This window comes from Brevibacillus sp. HB1.4B (assembly GCF_013284285.1).
GTDB classification, from domain to species: Bacteria; Bacillota; Bacilli; order Brevibacillales; family Brevibacillaceae; genus Brevibacillus; species Brevibacillus porteri.
Map to the genome: position 1 here is coordinate 1 of NZ_JABSUT010000013.1, position 17480 is coordinate 17480.

Below are 17480 nucleotides of genomic sequence, written 5' to 3' on the forward strand. Positions count from 1 at the left end.
CAAATCATTTAATGATAGACTCATTAACGCTTTCGCTGTTCAGTTTTCAAAGAGCATATCGTTCTTTTCTTTCGTCGTTAGCGCTTGTGGCGCCGACCTTTTAAACTATATCAGGTCTTCTTTTGAAAATCAAGAGTTATTTTTAGAAGTTCGAAGTTTTTTTCATTCTCTCTAAAATTCCCTTCAAAAGCGACAAGAGTTATCATACCAAGCCGGCAGCAAAAACGCAAGCATTATTACCTAGAATTTTATCCCACCCCCTGTTCATCCAGAACAGACAGCAATTCTCCCATAGAACCAATCACAATTCGCGGCATGAAAAGCTCCGGAAGCTCTGACAATAATGGATTCTTGCACTCCCTCCTCCACTTCTCCAAACAGAACAAACGCATTCTGTGATCATTTGCACGCATCTGCGGTTGGAACATCAACAATTCCTCAGGCAATTTTCGCTCTATTAAAATAGAGGTTACATGACTGCGGTTAGCAAGTTGAATGTCATGATCCAAACGATCTCCTACATGAGCAATTACTTTTCCCTGCAGTTTTTGCAAAATAACTGGGTCTGGCTTGCCAGTACCAGCTCGTTCTGGCGTAATGATCTCATCAAAGTACTCCAGCAAGCCTAATGCCTCCATTACTGGTGCCTGAAACTTGCGGAATCCATTTGTGACCACTGCCAGCGAAAAGCCCCGCTTCTTTGTCTCCTCGAGCATCTGGAGAATTCCATCCTCGAGCAAATTAACCTTGGGCATTACAGAGTGTTTCCGAACCAGCGATTCAATATCAATCTTTTTTTCTATACTCAATTCATCACATCTACTAACAAGGATATCATCCCAATCATACGCTTCTACGTAGCGTTCTTGGGACATACGCCGCTCATGCTCGGTTACCATTTCTGAAACAATGTCGTGCTCTCTCCCCAATTGACCGGAGATTACACGCGCAATCTCCGGAAATACCCACGCTCCAAACGGGTTTTGCATCAAGGTTCCATCCAGATCAAAGCTAATCCAGCGTTTGCTCATTTTATCGCCCCCGACGTAAGTCCTTCGATAAATTGCTTGGAAGCAAATCATCGGCAATGAATAGTGTAAGCACACCTAACGGAATGGTGCTAAAAGAAGTCAACCCACACTCCGATCAGATGAACTATCCTCACCATCGCCAGTTTCACATAAAAAAGAGACAGACGATTTGTCTGCCTCTCTTTGAAGAAAACGGCGCGCCGCTTTCTTACATCATGCCCATACCGCCCATGCCACCCATATCTGGCATGCCCATAGGAGCTTTGTTTTCTTCTGGTTTGTCAGCAATTACTGCTTCTGTAGTCAGGAACATAGCCGCTACAGATGCAGCGTTGGACAATGCGGAGCGAGTAACTTTCGCCGCGTCAACGATACCAGCTTCGAGCATGTTTACATACTCTTCAGTAGCTGCGTTGAAACCAATGCCCACTGCTTCTTTTTTCAGACGCTCTACGATTACAGAACCTTCGAGTCCTGCGTTCGCAGCGATTTGACGAACTGGCTCTTCCAGGGAACGGAGTACGATTTGTACACCTACAGCCTCTTCGCCACCTACATTGATCGCTTCAACCGCTTTGATTGCGTTGATCAAAGTAGTACCACCACCAGGTACGATACCTTCTTCTACTGCTGCGCGAGTAGAGTTCAGAGCGTCCTCGATGCGGAGTTTTTTCTCTTTCAATTCGGTTTCAGTAGCTGCACCGACTTTGATTACTGCTACGCCGCCAGCCAATTTAGCCAGACGCTCTTGCAGTTTTTCACGATCGAAATCGGAAGTCGTATCTTCGATTTGTTGACGGATTTGGGTTACGCGGCCCTCGATGGAAGCCTTGTCGCCAGCACCTTCAACAACAGTTGTGTTTTCTTTTGTAACCACGATTTTACCAGCGCGACCCAATTGCTCCAGCTTAGTGGATTTCAGGTCCAGACCCAGCTCTTCCGTGATCACTTCGCCGCCAGTGAGAGCAGCAATGTCTTGTAGCATAGCTTTGCGGCGGTCGCCGAAGCCAGGAGCTTTAACCGCTACAGCTGTGAAGGTACCACGCAGTTTGTTCACTACGAGAGTAGCGAGCGCTTCGCCTTCAACATCTTCAGCGATGATCAAGAGAGGTTTGCCGCTTTGTACTACTTGCTCGAGTACAGGCAGAACTTCCTGGATGTTGGAGATTTTTTTGTCAGTGATCAGGATGTAAGGGTTGTTCAGAACCGCTTCCATCTTGTCAGTGTCAGTGATCATGTAAGGCGAAGCGTAGCCACGGTCAAATTGCATACCTTCTACTACTTCCAGTTCTGTTACGAATCCTTTGGATTCTTCAACAGTGATTACGCCATCTTTGCCCACTTTTTCCATTGCTTCAGCGATCAGGTTTCCTACTTCAGGATCATCAGCGGAAATAGCAGCTACTTGCGCGATAGAGGATTTGTTCTCAACCGGCTTCGCGATGGATTTGATTTCTTCTACAGCTGCACGAACTGCTTTTTCCATACCACGACGGATAACCATTGGGTTAGCGCCAGCAGTTACGTTTTTCAGACCTTCACGGATCATAGCTGCAGCAAGTACAGTTGCAGTTGTTGTACCGTCACCAGCGATGTCGTTGGTTTTGGTAGCAACTTCTTTAACCAGTTGCGCACCCATGTTTTCGTAAGCGTCTTCCAGCTCGATTTCTTTCGCAATGGTAACACCGTCGTTCGTGATCAACGGAGAACCGAATTTTTTCTCAAGAACCACGTTACGGCCTTTTGGACCGAGGGTTACTTTAACCGCATTTGCCAAAGTTTCAACACCGCGGAGCATGGAGCGGCGAGCGTCTTCAGAGAATTTGACTTGTTTAGCCATCTAAACTCAACCTCCTGTTATGTGTTTATTCGTTCGACTTCCTATGTTAAGAGCCTTAACCGATGATCGCGAGGATATCGGATTCGCGCAGCACGAGGTATTCCTTGTTGTCTACCTTTACTTCAGTACCAGCGTATTTGGAGAAGATTACTTTATCGCCTTCTTTTACTTCCAAAGCGATGCGCTCGCCGTTGTCAGCAACACGGCCAGAACCTACTGCGATTACGCGGCCTTCTTGCGGTTTTTCCTTTGCAGAATCAGGCAAAACGATACCGCTTGCAGTCGTTTCGTCTTTGGAGATAGCTTCGATTACCACACGGTCACCCAATGGCTTAAGCACTAAAAACACCCTCCTCAAAAAATGTAGGTAAACAATATTTCTGTTGTTAGCACTCGACTGTTATGAGTGCTAACACCCAATTCCTATAATAATGAATCACTATGTACTTTGCAAGTAGTTTCCCTCACTTTTTTCCATCTGCAACTGCTTGACCACTCTTCCTCCTATCAAATTGCATTCTCTAGCAAAAAGGTTCTAGTATTCGGACACGCTCATATAAATGAAACATAGAATCTGGCAAGCTCGAAAAGGAGGGAATTGTTCCATGCACAAATGGCTCTGGATTGGCTTAATTGCCCTGGGAGTCTTGGGAATCAGCCGTCTCTTCACTTCGGATACTACTTCCTTTATACGGGTCAAGCTTAACCCCGCCTCCATCTATTGGGATGGTCGGGAAATTGTCGCAAGCGAAAAGCCCAGGTACTACACGGAGGAAGGCAAGGAAATACCAGCTTCCTTCGAATACGAAGGAACACTATATGTACCTCTGTCCATGATCAGTCGCCACTTGAATAAACCTATCGGTTGGGATGAAACTTCCCAAACTGCTTGGGTCGGTCATGCTCCTGTATTCACTATCGGACAGCCTGAAAAACAGACTACACCCGATGCGGTTCCTGCCTCTCTGCCGCTTCCCCAAAAGGCTGCAACAACCAAACCACCTGCAGCACCCAGTCGAGAGGAGAAGCCTAACACGATTTTTGACATAGCTCTCGGCATGTCTTCTGAGGAAGTACACAAGCGATTAGGTGAGCCCGCCCGCAAAGAGCCAAGCAGTCTCGGCTATCAATGGTGGGTGTACAATCGCGAGCCTGCCCGATACATGCAAGTCGGCATCGCAAATGACAAAGTCGTCGATCTGTACTCGCTCGCTCCGACAGCAAAGCTCGGAAACATCGGAGTCGGCACCAGCCAGCACTCACTCGAGCGTCAGTTGGCTGTACAAAACATTGTTTCTTTCTCTTTTCAGGGGGCACAAATCCAAATTACCAATCAAAAGCAGCAACGCCCTCTCGTCATGAAAGACGGTACCCCCTACATTTATTACTTGGACAAGCAGAATGGCAACAAGGTCACCGCTGTACGTATGATGGATACGCAAATGCTATTGCGCGGTAGTTTTTACGAAACGAAATGGTCCTATCAAGGTCAGGCGCCCAATTTTGATCCCCCGCCGCTTCGTGTTGGTGAACGAGAACAGGTCAATGCTGCATCAGAGCGGCAAATCCTCGATCTGGTCAATATCTCCCGCTACCGATACAAGCTTCCGCCCCTTCAATGGAACGAAAAAGCTGCTGATGTGGCACGAAAACACAGCATGGACATGGAGAGCAACAATTTCTTCGATCACATCTCTGCGACTACTGGGAGTAATCCATTTGACCGCATGAAAAGTGCCTCTCTCGCTTACAGCATGGCTGGTGAGAATATTGCAGCAGGCTATACGGATGCCATCGAAGCTCATGAAGGCTGGATGAACAGTCCAGGCCATCGCAAAAACGTACTCGAAAAAGGCTTTACCCAGTTAGGAGTGGGCGTATATACAGACTACTTCACTCAAACCTTCCTCACTCCCACGAAATAATCGAAAAGCCCGGTTCGTCGCTTTTTATGGACGACCGGGCTTATTTTTGCAAGAAGAAGCGCCACTTTACGGCAATTTCACTTGCTCCCTCAGATGGTCAACTTTTTCGGTAAACTCCACAACGACCGTTTCATATTCTTTCGTGTGCAAAATCAGCCACGGACGACGCTCCCCTTTTTTGGGCATGATGACAAACATCTCTGCAATCATCGCATCGAGATTAGCGGATTTTAGTTTCATCGACTTTGGGGGGACTAACGGAATTTTCACGATCATGGCGGAATCTAACGATGGATTAAACTCTAAGACCCGCCCACTCACACTCTGCAAAATCTGCTGGGCTTCCTCCTGAAATCCAGCTGTATTTTCAAAGCTAGCCACAACACGCTGCTTGTCCGTATCAAACAGTTCGATAGGCTCTCCCAGCCCGGCGGCATGAGCAGTACTCCCTGAAAAGAGTAACGCCAAACACACGATCAGCCACACATTCAGCACCTCCCGAATCATAACGTCCGTAGTATTTCCAAATTTCTGCTGAAATACAAAAAAGTCCTCTGCCACTCAGGACAGAAGACTTTTCTCATACTCGTTATTGAATGGGTTCGTTTGTTTCCAGACTACCGTATTCTTGTTCCCACGCTTCTTGTTCTTTCAATTGCTTGCGATAAACAACACGGGATAGCCAAATGCTCAGCTCGTACAAAAGCAGCAAAGGAATGATCACAAGAATATCGCTGACAATCTCAGGAGGCGTCAAGGTAATCCCGACGACAGCCAGTGCAAAGTAAGCGTAGCGTCGTGCCTTTGCCAGCCTCATTGGATTGAGGATGCGCAGTCTCGTCAGGAACATGACGATAATCGGCAACTGGAACAGTATCCCGAACGGAATGACCATATTAAACATGAAGCCAAAGTATTGCGCGATTCCGTAGTTCGGGTCTGCACCCATCGATGCTGTAATACTGGTCATAAACTGCATGACCATCGGGAAAACGACGTAGTAGCCAAACAGGATACCAACGATAAACAGAAAACAAGCCGCCGGGATGAAATAAAGCGTCCCGCGCTTTTCCTGTACTTCCATCCCTGGCGAAACAAAACGCCAAACGTGATAAAGTGCTACAGGCAGTGTAATGACAGCGCCCACTATGAAGGCAACCTGCATGTAAACACGAAGTGCGTCTGACGGATGCAACGAGACAATGGGCACGCCATCCGCAATCGGTTCTTGCTTTAAATAATCCACGAGTGGACCGGCGAGGAAAAAACCGACGATCAATGCGACAATAAACACGGCCAGCACCCATATGATGCGCTTGCGCAGTTCCGTCAGGTGTTCTACCACTGTCATTTCCTGATCCTTCATGGTAACCACCAACCTTACCTGTTACGCGTTCTTCTGCTCTTTTTCCATTTGCAGGCGCTCTAGCTCCAGCTTTTCGCGGATTTCTTTTTCCAAGCGCTCGCGTTCCATTTTTTCACGAACTTCGCGTTCAATTCGCTCCCGCTCCGCTGCTTCCTTCTCAACGACAACAGGCGTTGTTTTGGCAGACGCTTCTTTGGAGGCTAGCTCCTTGCGCTTTTTTTCCTCATCGTCGTCTTCATCGTCGCTTGTCAGACTACGTGTAGCATTTTTGAATTCTTTCAAAGTATGACCTACCGCACGCCCCAATTCTGGAAGCTTTTTCGGACCGAAAAGCACCAAGGCTAAAACTAAAATTAAGATTAATCCAGGAATCCCAATTGAGCTCATACGTGTTCACTCCTTTTTCTTGTGAAGTCGTTTGCTTTTCGTTATTTGCCAGTCTAACCAGCTAGCACTTTCGTAAACCACCATATCCGAGTCTTGTCATATCGGATGCCACAATTCGCTCCCCAACCAGAATACGCGGCAAAAATACATCAAAGGAAGTAAACGTTTCATGCATGACCGCTCCCGGCAATCCGAGAATCGGCACTTCACCTTTGTAAGCAACCATCAACATGGAACCCGGCAGCATCGGCGTACCGTAGCGCACTACTTCCGCTCCTACTCCTGCAATCGCTCCCGGCGTGCGGTCATCTGGATCGACAGACATGCCCCCCGTGACCAAGATCAGATCGACCCCTTCCTCGAGGAACGAATGAATCTGCTGTTCGATCGCTTCCTTGTCATCTGGCGCAAAACGCTGGTCTACTAAAGTAGAGCCGAGAGCTTCTACCTTGTTTCGAATGACAGGACCGAACTTGTCTGCAATTCTGCCAGAGAAAACTTCTCCCCCTGTTGTAACAAGTCCCACTCTTTTATCTTGAAACGTTTTTACTTGTACAATCGGTTCGTCATACTGTTTGGCCAGTTGCTCCAGCTCGATGATTCGAGACTCTTCCATAATTAACGGGATGATTCTCGTAGCCGCCAATGTATGTCCCGGATGCACGACCTGATCGCCGTAAATCGTGGAGAACGCTATTCCTTCGAGCTTGTTCAACGCATGGACAGCTTCCTCATTGATTTTAGCTAAACCTGTTCTCGCGGCCTTCATCGACACCTTGCCCTCATAAGGAGGCGTCAAGGTCAAGCCTTGTCCGGAAACAGCCTTCGCAATACGAATGCCCGCTTCTTCCTCATGGATGTAGCCTTCTGGCATCTCCAGCACGTAAATATGCTCTTTGCCAATGGACAACAACGGCTCAATATCCGCCTCGGTGACAACATGTCCTTTTTTGAACAAGCGTCCTTTGAATTCTCCAGGTAAAATTTGTGTCATATCGTGAGGAAGCATCATGCCGATCGCTTCACGCACTGGCACTTCCCGCATCTGAGGTTTTTCTACCAATGCAATCCTCCCCAATCTTCGTTTGCTTCTCCCGTTCCTTGCAAAATGTGCAAAGCGTCGGACAGCATATCGCCAATCGCATTAAAACATATTTCTACGCCTTTCGGATTACCAGGGAGGTTGATAATCAACGAATTACCCCTGGTTCCCGCAACTGCACGGGTCAACATCGCCCGTCGGGATTGCTTCAAACCAGCACGACGCATTTCTTCGGCCAAGCCTGGGACTGGTCTGTCAATAACCCACGCGGTCACTTCTGGCGTTACGTCTCGCGGGCTAAGTCCTGTGCCCCCCGTAACAATCAACAGATCGCATTTTTCGCGGTCTACGAGCTCAATCATATGTTCTTGCAAATCTTCCATATCATCACTAACGGCACGGTATACAGCGACATCTACTTGAAGCCATTCCCTTGTCAGATGACGAACGATTGGCATACGATCGTCCACACGATCTCCTCTGGCAATCGAATCACTTGCAGAAATAACGCCTACCTTCCATTTGCTCACGATACATTCCTCCGGTTTCTCATTCGATAGTATTGTACACTTTTCTGTCAAAAACGTCTCGTCGTTTTTCCTTGGCGGATAGCACCATTCGCTACAGTAGAAGGCATGACAAAGCTACTGACACAAAACATTCAAAAATGCAGAAGACCTTTTTCGGTGACAACTGCATCTAGCAAAACATCATGAGACTCTAGGGGTACATGCTCCACAACCTGTATAGAGAAGCCGACTCCAACCAAGAGCGGGAGCTTTTTCAGCGTTGCCAGAAAGCGGTCATAATAACCACCGCCATACCCCATTCGCCCGCCCTTGCTATCAAAAGCAACACCGGGAACAATGATCGCATCCAAGTGTGATACGTCCGCTTCCTCTGCCAGAGCAGGGTCTGGCTCCCAAATCCCGTATACTCCTTGCTTTAGCATGTGCGGTCCCGTATACCGATAGGGAATGAGACGTCTCTCGGCAACGTTTGTGAGAGGTAGCCATATGTCTTGGCCCCGCTTTTTTGCCTCATCCAGAAAGGGCAAAATATCCAGTTCATCGCCAAAAGGATGGAAAGCCATGATTGCTTTGGCATCAGCCAGCCTTTCATGAGACAGCAAATGATCGCATACTTCTCTGGAAAGCTGCTCCCGTTCCTTTGCAGACATGGACTTGCGTCTCTCCAAAATATGGCTTCGCAGCTGTTTTTTATTCGTTTTTTGGTCCATGACAACCTCTTCCCTCTTTCGTCACGTGCATGGACATTCCCACGAGGCTTGTCCCATGCGCTCTCTCTAGGCTACACTGGCATTAGTATATAAAGAGGTGAATCCGATGATTTTGCTACAAGCTGAACATATAGAAAAAACGTATGGTATCGAAACCATTCTACAAGACATCTCCCTGCAAATTCAAACCGGGGAACGGGTTGGTCTGGTTGGCGTAAACGGTGCAGGAAAATCGACTCTGATGAAGATCCTCGCCGGCGAGCTAAGCTACGACAAAGGAATTATCCGCATTCCAAAGGATGTTACACTTGGCTATTTGGCACAAAACAGTGGCCTTGAATCGGAACGATCGATTTGGGATGAGTTGCTCTCCGTATTTTCCCATTTACAAAAAGAAGAGCTGGAGCTTCGTGAGCTCGAGGCCAAAATGGGCGATCCGACTATTCTCGGTGATGAGAAGCGTTACCAGCAACTGTTGGAAAATTACTCTCACCGCTCGGAAGCCTTTAAGGAAAAGGGCGGCTACAGCTACGAAGGTGCGATTCGTGGGGTTTTGCACGGCCTGCGCTTTGCGGACTTCGATTACACGACTCCGATCCGCACATTGAGCGGCGGACAAAAGACTCGTCTGGCACTAGCCAAGCTGCTGCTCCAATCTCCCACCATTCTCCTGCTCGATGAGCCGACGAACTACCTGGACATCGAGACGCTGACCTGGCTGGAGACGTATTTGCAAAACTATCAGGGCGCCATTCTCGTCGTTTCCCATGACCGTTACTTCCTGGACAAGCTCGTGACCGTTGTCTATGAAATCGAACGGACACGCGCTACCCGCTATGTCGGTAACTACAGCCGCTTCCTCGATGAAAAGGCGGCTCGGCTCGAACAGGATTTGAAGCGATTCGAAAAGCAGCAAGAAGAGATCGCCAAGCTAGAAGATTTCATCGCGCGAAACATTGCAAGGGCTACGACAACTAAACGAGCGCAGAGCCGACGCAAGACCTTGGAAAAGATAGACCGCTTGGACAAGCCGATTATGAACAACAAATCCGTCCACTTCTCCTTTGATGTGGCAAAAATGAGCGGCACCATTGTGATGAAATCAAACAACGTCGCAATTGGCTACCCGGATGCTGTCCTTTCTCAGGGCCTTACGTTTGAAATCGAGCGTGAAGAACGTGTGGCCTTGGTCGGTCCCAATGGTATCGGAAAATCGACACTGTTAAAAACGATTGTAGAACAGTTGCCTAAACTGCGGGGCGATATTCATTTCGGAAGCAATGTAACAATCGGGTACTACGACCAGGAGCATCGTAACCTGAACGAACGGAATACCGTGCTCGGCGAAATTTGGGATGAGTACCCGAACATGCTGGAAAAGGACGTCCGCACCTTGCTCGGCAACTTCTTGTTTAGCGGTGATGATGTACAAAAGAAGATCAGCGACCTGTCTGGAGGGGAGCGTGCACGCGTCTCTCTGGCAAAGCTCATGCTGAAGCAAGCAAACTTCCTGATCTTCGACGAGCCGACGAACCACTTGGATATTTTCAGCAAGGAAGTGCTTGAGAACGCCCTCTACGATTATCCGGGTACGATCCTGTTCGTCTCCCATGACCGTTACTTCTTAAACAAGATTGCCACCCGCGTCCTAGAGCTGACAGGTGATGGCGTGACCAGCTATTTGGGTAACTATGATTACTTCGTGGAGAAAAAGCAGGAACTGGAAGAGCTCGCAGCCGAACAAGCAGCCCAGCCCGCAAAAAAACAAGGCGGTACCGTGGCGGCACAGCCTGAGAAATCCTCTTATGAGCTAGATAAGGAAGCGAAACGTCGCGAGCGTCAACGTCAGCGTCGTTTGGAAGAGATTGAGGTCACGATCCAAAAACGAGAGGCTGACATTCTCAAATGGGAAGAAGAGCTCTGTCTCCCGGAAATTTATAGTGATCATGTGCAGGCAAAAGAACGCAACGATCAAATCCATGCTGCCAAAGAAGAACTAGAGCAGTTGTATAACGAGTGGAGCACGCTATCAGAAGAGTAGTCCCGTCTTCACGTAGAACAGCGCTCCTGCGCAGACTCCTCCAAGGCGGCATAGAGAGCAGGAACCACCAGAAAGGTAATGCAGGTAGCTGCTGTGACGATGCCTGAATCATTGAGGATCAGCCCAGCCAGTGCACCCACAATGACACCAGCAAAGCCTTTAGCCAAGTATGGCGTGTCCTTCGCCAGATGGTGCAAAAAGCGGTCGTTTCTCAAGGTGAGAACGCCTAGAGCAATCAGGGAGACGACAAATGCTTTGCTCCAAATGGAAACGCGAATCAAGCGGAGATTCATCGCCAGCTTGCGTTCAATCATCTGCCCTACCTCGGACCATTCACCATGTACAATCTGCTGAGAAAGCCGTCCAACATGGGTCAAGGGCTGATCTGACATGAGACTGATCGCCATCAAACTGCATACACCCATAACCAGGCCGCCTGCCAACAGCAGGAGGCCTTTTTTGCCGATTCGCCAGCCCTCAAGACGTGACAATGCCACGGTAAATCCGATCAGCCCCGCAAGAAAACCACCTGCGTCTGTTCCCAGGTTCGGTGCCACCATGTAATAAAGCACGACACTAAATATGGCTGTGGACACAGCAGGCAACCATTTATTTTCCTGACTTAGCTCCTTTTGTCCCCCACGAATTCTCTCGTACAGCGAAGTCACAAGCATGATCGTGCTGCCGATCAAGACCCCTTCGTATTCATTTCCTAGCCCGTAAAACCTCGCTCCGATTACCGGATCATACCCGAGGTACGATTGCCGCATCAAATGAGCGCCAGTCCATCCGTCCACGAGCAGAATGGCTGTCGTCACTCCGCTAACCGTCATCACGATTCGCGGGAGAACATGGGCTTCCTGCCAAAAGGCCGCAATCAGGGCAGTCATGATGAGCCCCCCCAAGACTACCGCGCCAGAAACCTGCCAGTCGAGCAGGCTCTCTGCCAAAAGCAATGCGGGAAACCATAATAAAGCCAGCAGCGCCAGACGTATTCCTCTACGAAGTCGCAAAAGTCCTGCCCCTTCTCTCTTCCTCCCAAACCACCAAAGCACGACCGCACACCCAACAATGACAATCTGCAGCATGACGTAGGTATAGAGCACTGCTGGCCGTGTCGCATACGTATGATGAATCTCACCTACCTGATTCTGAAAGGCAGTGAGACCATTCCCTTTTTCAATACGTATGACATGACCAACCAACCCTTTTGGTACGGGTACGTCCAGCCAAGACAGTATGGTTGGTACCATATCGAGTCCACTGACCAATCCCGACTGCCTCGTGGTAGCTGATGTCAAAACTCCACTCGCTTTCTCTCCCCAAATGAACACTGGAGTTAAGAGAGCCTTTTCTTTTGTCGCCAAATGATTGACAGCTGGTGATGCCAATACAATGCGTTGGTGTGGTTTACGTTCCACAAGGAGCTGGTCAAGGAAAAGGGACAAGTCGCGCAAAACGCGCTGATACTGCCGGGTAAACTGACCTGGGTCCATATCCGCACTCAACTGGTATAACCGGGATAAATCTGAGAGTTGAGCAATGATCAAGCCCGCTTGACGCTCGCTGTGGATTTTCTCAAGCAGGTAAGTGTAGTTTGTCTTGATCCCGTACGGATAGCCACGAAGGAGCTCCATGCTTTTTGTAGAAATGTCCCCTGTCGGAACCCTTCCTTGCTGATCTATCGCAAACAAAACGGCATGTCTCTGTCGTGCATCCTCATAGTCACCGTTTCCATATAAAGCGACCTGAATGTTGTTTGCAGCAAGCACGGTCCCAAGGAGCCCGATTTGCGCAGAATACGGTTTCTCCCGATTATCTGCCAAGAGCCGGAAAATACCCGGAAAAATAATCGAGGAGCGCGCCACCTCCTGCGCCTGATCACTCCCCAGCTCTTGCGCCCGTTCACCGGCTGTTTCCCTGGTAGAGAGCGATTCATACGGATGATAGCCTGTCCCGCTCTTTTCAGAGTAAAGCGCTTGTCCGCCGCTCCCCATGAGCAGGTAGCCGTTTGCGGCTGTGCGTGATCCGGGTGTTCTTATGGACAGAGCCCCAGCTCCTGCATCACCCAACCATTTATCCACAGTAGATAACTTTTTGAGCTGCTCCAGATCATGAAACGACATCCCCTCCACAAACAGCAAGATGACCTGTTGTTTTTCCTTTGCTATCAATGGTTTTCCTATATTTGTAGCTAGAAACAATATCAGGAATGACAAGCAAATCAGCGCGAGTTTCTTTCTCACGAGTCTCCCTCCTGTTGATAACTCGACTTTTTTATCCACATTTTCCACAGAACAATCCACAGAGTACATGCGGTTTTCCCGGTCATTTTCTCGTGTTATCACCAGTATTCACAGGAGTATATGTGAACAATCCAGAAAGTTATCCTATGATGTGGATAAATCATATACAGATGGACGAAAAACAACTGAACCTTTTTGCCTCTGTTAGCGAATATAGGGGTGTAATACGTTCTGGAGGGCCCCCCATGAATGATAAAGAGTTACTCCCTTGGCTGGAAAAGATGCTGACGGGAGACGAAGCAGCTTTTCGCGTCGTTTATCAAGCTACGCACACCGATGTTCATCGTACGATCGCTTTTCTTGTCTACAACAAGCAAGACATCGAAGACATTGTGAACGAGACCTATATTCGTATGTGGCGTTCTTTTCACACCTATGACCAGAATCGGCCATTTCGATTTTGGCTTCACGGGATCACTGTTCGTCAGGTGCAGGACTGGAAAAGAAAGGCTTGGTGAAAAATACAGCTCTTTGAACGAAACCGCCTCATGCACAATGAGCAATTTGATTGGACAGATTCCGAAGTAATCAAATCAGAGACACAGCTCGAATTGCTCGGAGTGGTTCGTACACTTTCGTACAAGTTACGCGTAGTGATCATTCTGCGCTATTTTCACGATTATGCGCTGGATGAAATCGCCGAGTTGCTGCAAATCCCGCTGGGTACCGTGAAATCCAGGCATCATCTGGCACTGAAGGCACTACGCAAGCATTGCGAATTAACGGGAGGAGACTCTTATGTCCATAGACAAACAACTACGCGATGAGCTTCTTCAACATGCTGAATCGTTGAAAATCCCACCCGAGATCGAGAGTCGTGTGTACCTCTCCTATCAAAATGACTTCTTGCAAAAGAAAGGAAGATTTTTGATGAAAAAACGATTGTTAAGTGGAATCGTAGCAGTGGCTATCCTAATTCCAACGGCAGCCTTAGCTACACCTTATTTGGCTGATCAAATCTTCGGGTCATCGCAAACTATCATCGAACGTGGTGGCACACAGGAGGATTATCAGGAAATCGAGAAATTGTTTCAGGAAGCGAAAAGCAAGCTGACGGAAGAAGAGTACGCGGAGTTTTCGGCAGTTATGAAACAACTCATGGATTTAAAAATAAAGATTACGGATCAGAACGGGGTTATGCATGAAGATCAATTGACTGCTGAGGAACGGAAGCAGTTTGTAGAGATACTCCCCCAAAAAGCCGCACCCTATTTCGAAAAGATACGTGGTGGCAAATAAAAAAGAGGGCTATCCGTCTTGGGTGGTCCCTCTTTTTCTTGTATTGATATGTTGAAAAAGCCTCGTAGGAAGAAGTGCATTTCCAGTCCAAGCGCCTCTGGAGCCCACCTCAGCGTAGGATTGAATGTCGGGGAATTTCAGCTTCACTTATGAACGACTTCATCGAAACTTCTACGTTTGAAGCGCTCCCGACATTCAATCCGGAGCGGACAGTCTAACCCCTTGCAGGGCGTAGGCCGAAGCGTAAACTGGAAATGCGCTTCTTCCCCCACTACAGCCGCTCGTTTAAACAAACAAAAAAAAGCATCTCTGATCCAACTTCAGAGATGCTTTTCATTCACTCTATTGTTCAGAAAGAGACAAGCTTGGGACCCCGTTCAAATCAAGCCCCTCAAACTGTCCTTTTTCATACTTGATAAAGCCTGCCGCCGCAATCATCGCCGCGTTATCCGTGCATAGCGTGAACGGTGGAATCACCAACGGAATTCCATCTGCCTCACACCTTGCTTGCAATCGCTCACGTAATCCGCGATTCGCCGCAACGCCGCCCGCCAGCAATACCTGCTTCGCTCCATGAGAACGAGCTGCCCGAATCGTCTTTTCTACGAGCACTTCTGTTACAGAATCTTGGAAGCTCGCAGCCAGATTCGCCGGTTCGATCGTCTCTCCTCGCTGAGCTGCATTGTGCAAGGTATTGAGCACAGCTGACTTCAAGCCACTGAAGCTGAAATCGTAGGAGTCTGGCTCCAGCCATGAACGAGGGAGCGGTACATTTGCCTCCCCTTCATGTGCGAGGCGATCAATATGAGGTCCTCCTGGATACGGCATATTCAGTGCTCGTGCTACCTTGTCATACGCTTCCCCTGCAGCGTCATCTCGCGTTTCCCCTAAAATCTCGAACTGACCGTGCTCCTTCATCCAGACAAGCTCTGTATGCCCGCCCGATACGACGAGTGCGATCAGCGGAAACTCCATTTCTTGCACCAGACGATTCGCGTAAATATGACCCGCGATATGATGCACGCCAATCAGCGGGATGCCTCTGGCCATGGAAATAGCTTTTGCTGCTGCCACGCCAACTAACAGGGCTCCGACAAGCCCAGGCCCGTACGTCACCGCAATTGCCTGGATGTCATCCAACGTTTTCCCAGCCTCAGTCAGTGCCTCTTCGATGGTAAGCGTAATATTCTCTACATGTCTGCGAGAAGCCACCTCTGGCACGACTCCGCCAAACCTTTTATGGATATCGGCTTGGGAAGCAATGACGTTCGACAGCACCTCTCGGCCATCACGGATGACAGCAGCCGATGTCTCGTCGCAGCTTGTTTCAATTCCTAAAATATAAGTAGGAGCACCTGATTCCCTATGTGCTTCGTATTTTTGCTGTATGCGCTTCTCGTAGCGCGACATATACGTCTTGTTCATTACAATGTCACCCACATAATGATTGCGTCCTCATTGTTATCCGAATAATATCCCTTGCGCCGCCCATGCTCTTTAAAGCCGAGCTTGATATACATGTTCCGCGCGACTGTGTTCGAAGGTCGAACTTCCAGCGTCATGCTATGGGCACCCTGCATCTTGGCAACACCCATCATTTTGATCATCAGCGCCAATCCAACCTTCTTTCCACGATACAGTGGATGAACGGCGATATTTGTAATATGTGCCTCATCGATCACGATCCACATGCCGCAGTAAGCGATAACCCTATTTTGGTGAGCGACGACTACATAGCGTGCATTTGGATTTCTCGTCAGCTCGTTAACAAATGCATCATGCGGCCATGGAGTTGTAAAAGCCAAGCGCTCCAGCTCTGCTACAGCCCCAACGTCCTGCATCGTCATATAACGATATTCCAAATCGATTGGTTGACTCATGCTTTTACTCCTTTACGGCCCCCGCCTGCTTTTGGGCAAGCCACTTCGCTTCTGCTTCTGCCAGTTGCAAATACTCTGGAACCAGTTCATGCGCATTTCCGCCGTCTTGAAGCTTGCGCAGTGCCACATAGCCGATATGGGCAGCCCGCGGATGATTGAACGCTGGGGAAGCGAATTGCGCCTGATTCCCGAGCTCTTGCACAATCGTCTCCCGATGCAGCCTTACATCTTCACCCAAGAACAAGATCGGTTCTCCTTGCGCCAGGTCTCGCAACAGTGGCAGCCATTCTCGCAACAGGATGATTTGTTCTGTGGACTGCGCTCGCACCGCCTCCATGCCATGGGAACGATAACAGCCGGTATACACTTGACCTCTACGCGCATCGAACAGCGGCACAATCAATCCAGAGAAGCCTGTGGCATTCATGGCGATTACCTCCAGACTGGATACACCGATGACTGGTACATCCAGTGACCAAGCCATGCTTTTCGCAGAGGCAACGCCGATTCTCACGCCCGTGTAGGAGCCCGGTCCGTTTGCCACCCCGAAGCCGCTGAGTTCCTCTGGTGCTGTTCCTGTTGCATCGAGCAGTTCACTGACGCAGTCCATCAGACGCACGGAATGATTTTTTTGCTGGTTCGTCGTCATTTCTGCCAAGACCCGCTCTTCCTCTACCACAGCTACACTTAGCACCAGATTCGATGTATCAATCGCTAGTACGCGCATCAAAATCAAACTCCTCACACAATTTCACATAACGATTCCCTTGAGGAACCAGCTCGATCATCCGCTGTTCCTCCCCATCTCTACGCAGGAAGACGGTCATCCGATCTGTCGGCAGGACATCCTCGATCAAAGACGCCCACTCTACGACACAGACACCTTCTCCAAAAAAGTAATCGTCCAGACCAAGAGAGTCTGGATCATCGCCTACCCGGTAGATATCCATATGATAAAGCGGCAAGCGCCCCTGATATTCTTTTATGATAGTAAAGGTCGGACTGTTCACTACTTGTCGGACTCCTAGTCCTTTAGCCAACCCCTGGGTAAAAGTTGTCTTGCCCGCCCCCAGATCTCCCTCCATCGCGAGGAAGTCACCTGGTTCAAGCAGACCTGCCAGTTGCTCGGCAAAGCGCTGCGTCTCCTGCGCTCCCGTGAGCCTCCATGTATAGCTCATCTCTT

Annotated in this window: 17 protein-coding genes and 1 pseudogene; 4 read left to right on the forward strand and 14 right to left on the reverse strand. The window is 48.9% G+C overall.

What is annotated here, in order from left to right; all coding sequences use genetic code 11:
• Window positions 1–248 precede the first annotated feature (248 nt).
• From HP398_RS25865 to groES, 3 genes are all read right to left on the reverse strand, one after another.
• On the reverse strand, window positions 249–1031 hold the full coding sequence (locus tag HP398_RS25865) for an HAD family hydrolase (protein ID WP_173624067.1): 783 nt from the start codon (window positions 1029–1031) through the stop codon (window positions 249–251).
• 208 nt (window positions 1032–1239) lie between these two features.
• Window positions 1240–2871, reverse strand: coding sequence for a chaperonin GroEL (gene groL, locus HP398_RS25870; protein ID WP_017246591.1), 1632 nt, complete (start codon window positions 2869–2871; stop codon window positions 1240–1242).
• Window positions 2872–2926: 55 nt separating this feature from the next.
• Complete coding sequence (groES, locus tag HP398_RS25875; RefSeq protein ID WP_007721023.1) at window positions 2927–3211, reverse strand: co-chaperone GroES; 285 nt, start codon at window positions 3209–3211, stop codon at window positions 2927–2929.
• A gap of 265 nt (window positions 3212–3476) precedes the next feature.
• Here groES and HP398_RS25880 point away from each other — a divergent pair, with 265 nt between their 5' ends.
• Window positions 3477–4796, forward strand: coding sequence for a CAP-associated domain-containing protein (locus tag HP398_RS25880; RefSeq protein WP_173624068.1), 1320 nt, complete (start codon window positions 3477–3479; stop codon window positions 4794–4796).
• Window positions 4797–4862: 66 nt separating this feature from the next.
• Here the strand turns inward: HP398_RS25880 and HP398_RS25885 are convergent, their stop codons facing one another.
• The 6 genes from HP398_RS25885 to HP398_RS25910 form a co-directional block, all read right to left on the reverse strand.
• Entirely contained in the window at window positions 4863–5282 is a 420-nt protein-coding gene (locus tag HP398_RS25885) for a hypothetical protein (RefSeq protein WP_026042898.1), read from the reverse strand.
• A 103-nt stretch (window positions 5283–5385) separates the two neighbouring features.
• The gene (tatC, locus tag HP398_RS25890) at window positions 5386–6162 is read right to left on the reverse strand and encodes a twin-arginine translocase subunit TatC (RefSeq protein ID WP_017246594.1); all 777 of its coding nucleotides are present in this window, start codon (window positions 6160–6162) and stop codon (window positions 5386–5388) included.
• Between the two features lie 21 nt (window positions 6163–6183).
• Window positions 6184–6549, reverse strand: a complete 366-nt coding sequence (gene tatA, locus HP398_RS25895; protein WP_173624069.1) for a twin-arginine translocase TatA/TatE family subunit — start codon at window positions 6547–6549, stop codon at window positions 6184–6186.
• A 61-nt stretch (window positions 6550–6610) separates the two neighbouring features.
• Window positions 6611–7612: a molybdopterin-binding protein gene (locus tag HP398_RS25900; RefSeq protein WP_173624070.1), complete on the reverse strand. Its 1002-nt coding sequence runs from the start codon at window positions 7610–7612 to the stop codon at window positions 6611–6613.
• Entirely contained in the window at window positions 7606–8121 is a 516-nt protein-coding gene (locus HP398_RS25905; RefSeq protein ID WP_012684262.1) for a MogA/MoaB family molybdenum cofactor biosynthesis protein, read from the reverse strand. Before HP398_RS25905 ends, HP398_RS25900 begins: the two co-directional genes overlap by 7 nt.
• 131 nt (window positions 8122–8252) lie before the next feature.
• On the reverse strand, window positions 8253–8831 hold the full coding sequence (locus HP398_RS25910) for a 5-formyltetrahydrofolate cyclo-ligase (protein ID WP_173624071.1): 579 nt from the start codon (window positions 8829–8831) through the stop codon (window positions 8253–8255).
• A 106-nt stretch (window positions 8832–8937) separates the two neighbouring features.
• Between HP398_RS25910 and HP398_RS25915 the strand changes: the two genes are divergently transcribed.
• Window positions 8938–10872, forward strand: a complete 1935-nt coding sequence (locus tag HP398_RS25915; RefSeq protein ID WP_173624072.1) for an ABC-F family ATP-binding cassette domain-containing protein — start codon at window positions 8938–8940, stop codon at window positions 10870–10872.
• Window positions 10873–10880: 8 nt separating this feature from the next.
• Here the strand turns inward: HP398_RS25915 and HP398_RS25920 are convergent, their stop codons facing one another.
• Complete coding sequence (locus tag HP398_RS25920) at window positions 10881–13118, reverse strand: hypothetical protein (RefSeq protein WP_173624073.1); 2238 nt, start codon at window positions 13116–13118, stop codon at window positions 10881–10883.
• A 245-nt stretch (window positions 13119–13363) separates the two neighbouring features.
• Between HP398_RS25920 and HP398_RS25925 the strand changes: the two are divergent.
• Window positions 13364–13945 (forward strand): annotated as a pseudogene (locus HP398_RS25925) (sigma-70 family RNA polymerase sigma factor).
• Window positions 13917–14417, forward strand: a complete 501-nt coding sequence (locus HP398_RS25930; RefSeq protein WP_017246601.1) for a DUF3600 domain-containing protein — start codon at window positions 13917–13919, stop codon at window positions 14415–14417. The pseudogene HP398_RS25925 and the gene HP398_RS25930 overlap by 29 nt, the downstream one beginning before the upstream one ends.
• Before the next feature lie 342 nt (window positions 14418–14759).
• Here HP398_RS25930 and tsaD read toward each other — a convergent pair whose 3' ends face one another.
• From tsaD to tsaE, 4 genes are read right to left on the reverse strand one after another with little or no spacing between them, the layout of a single operon-like run.
• Window positions 14760–15842 (reverse strand): tRNA (adenosine(37)-N6)-threonylcarbamoyltransferase complex transferase subunit TsaD, encoded by a 1083-nt coding sequence (tsaD, locus tag HP398_RS25935; protein WP_173624074.1) that lies wholly within the window; start codon window positions 15840–15842, stop codon window positions 14760–14762.
• Window positions 15842–16297, reverse strand: a complete 456-nt coding sequence (rimI, locus tag HP398_RS25940; protein WP_017246603.1) for a ribosomal protein S18-alanine N-acetyltransferase — start codon at window positions 16295–16297, stop codon at window positions 15842–15844. Before rimI ends, tsaD begins: the two co-directional genes overlap by 1 nt.
• 4 nt (window positions 16298–16301) lie before the next feature.
• Window positions 16302–17024 carry a tRNA (adenosine(37)-N6)-threonylcarbamoyltransferase complex dimerization subunit type 1 TsaB gene (gene tsaB, locus HP398_RS25945; RefSeq protein ID WP_173624075.1) on the reverse strand — a complete coding sequence of 241 codons (723 nt, stop codon included), beginning with the start codon at window positions 17022–17024 and terminating at the stop codon, window positions 16302–16304.
• On the reverse strand, window positions 17005–17475 hold the full coding sequence (gene tsaE, locus HP398_RS25950) for a tRNA (adenosine(37)-N6)-threonylcarbamoyltransferase complex ATPase subunit type 1 TsaE (RefSeq protein WP_173624076.1): 471 nt from the start codon (window positions 17473–17475) through the stop codon (window positions 17005–17007). Before tsaE ends, tsaB begins: the two co-directional genes overlap by 20 nt.
• Window positions 17476–17480: the final 5 nt, after the last annotated feature.

What these genes read in the sequence shown, in the direction of transcription:
- HP398_RS25910 (WP_173624071.1), bottom strand. Translation starts at nt 8,831, where the DNA reads ATGGACCAAAAAACGAATAAAAAACAGCTGCGAAGCCATATTTTGGAG.
- HP398_RS25865 (WP_173624067.1), bottom strand. Translation starts at nt 1,031, where the DNA reads ATGAGCAAACGCTGGATTAGCTTTGATCTGGATGGAACCTTGATGCAA.
- tatA (WP_173624069.1), bottom strand. Translation starts at nt 6,549, where the DNA reads ATGAGCTCAATTGGGATTCCTGGATTAATCTTAATTTTAGTTTTAGCC.
- HP398_RS25915 (WP_173624072.1), top strand. Translation starts at nt 8,938, where the DNA reads ATGATTTTGCTACAAGCTGAACATATAGAAAAAACGTATGGTATCGAA.
- tsaB (WP_173624075.1), bottom strand. Translation starts at nt 17,024, where the DNA reads ATGCGCGTACTAGCGATTGATACATCGAATCTGGTGCTAAGTGTAGCT.
- tsaD (WP_173624074.1), bottom strand. Translation starts at nt 15,842, where the DNA reads ATGAACAAGACGTATATGTCGCGCTACGAGAAGCGCATACAGCAAAAA.
- groL (WP_017246591.1), bottom strand. Translation starts at nt 2,871, where the DNA reads ATGGCTAAACAAGTCAAATTCTCTGAAGACGCTCGCCGCTCCATGCTC.
- HP398_RS25930 (WP_017246601.1), top strand. Translation starts at nt 13,917, where the DNA reads ATGTCCATAGACAAACAACTACGCGATGAGCTTCTTCAACATGCTGAA.
- tatC (WP_017246594.1), bottom strand. Translation starts at nt 6,162, where the DNA reads ATGAAGGATCAGGAAATGACAGTGGTAGAACACCTGACGGAACTGCGC.
- rimI (WP_017246603.1), bottom strand. Translation starts at nt 16,297, where the DNA reads ATGAGTCAACCAATCGATTTGGAATATCGTTATATGACGATGCAGGAC.
- tsaE (WP_173624076.1), bottom strand. Translation starts at nt 17,475, where the DNA reads ATGAGCTATACATGGAGGCTCACGGGAGCGCAGGAGACGCAGCGCTTT.
- HP398_RS25880 (WP_173624068.1), top strand. Translation starts at nt 3,477, where the DNA reads ATGCACAAATGGCTCTGGATTGGCTTAATTGCCCTGGGAGTCTTGGGA.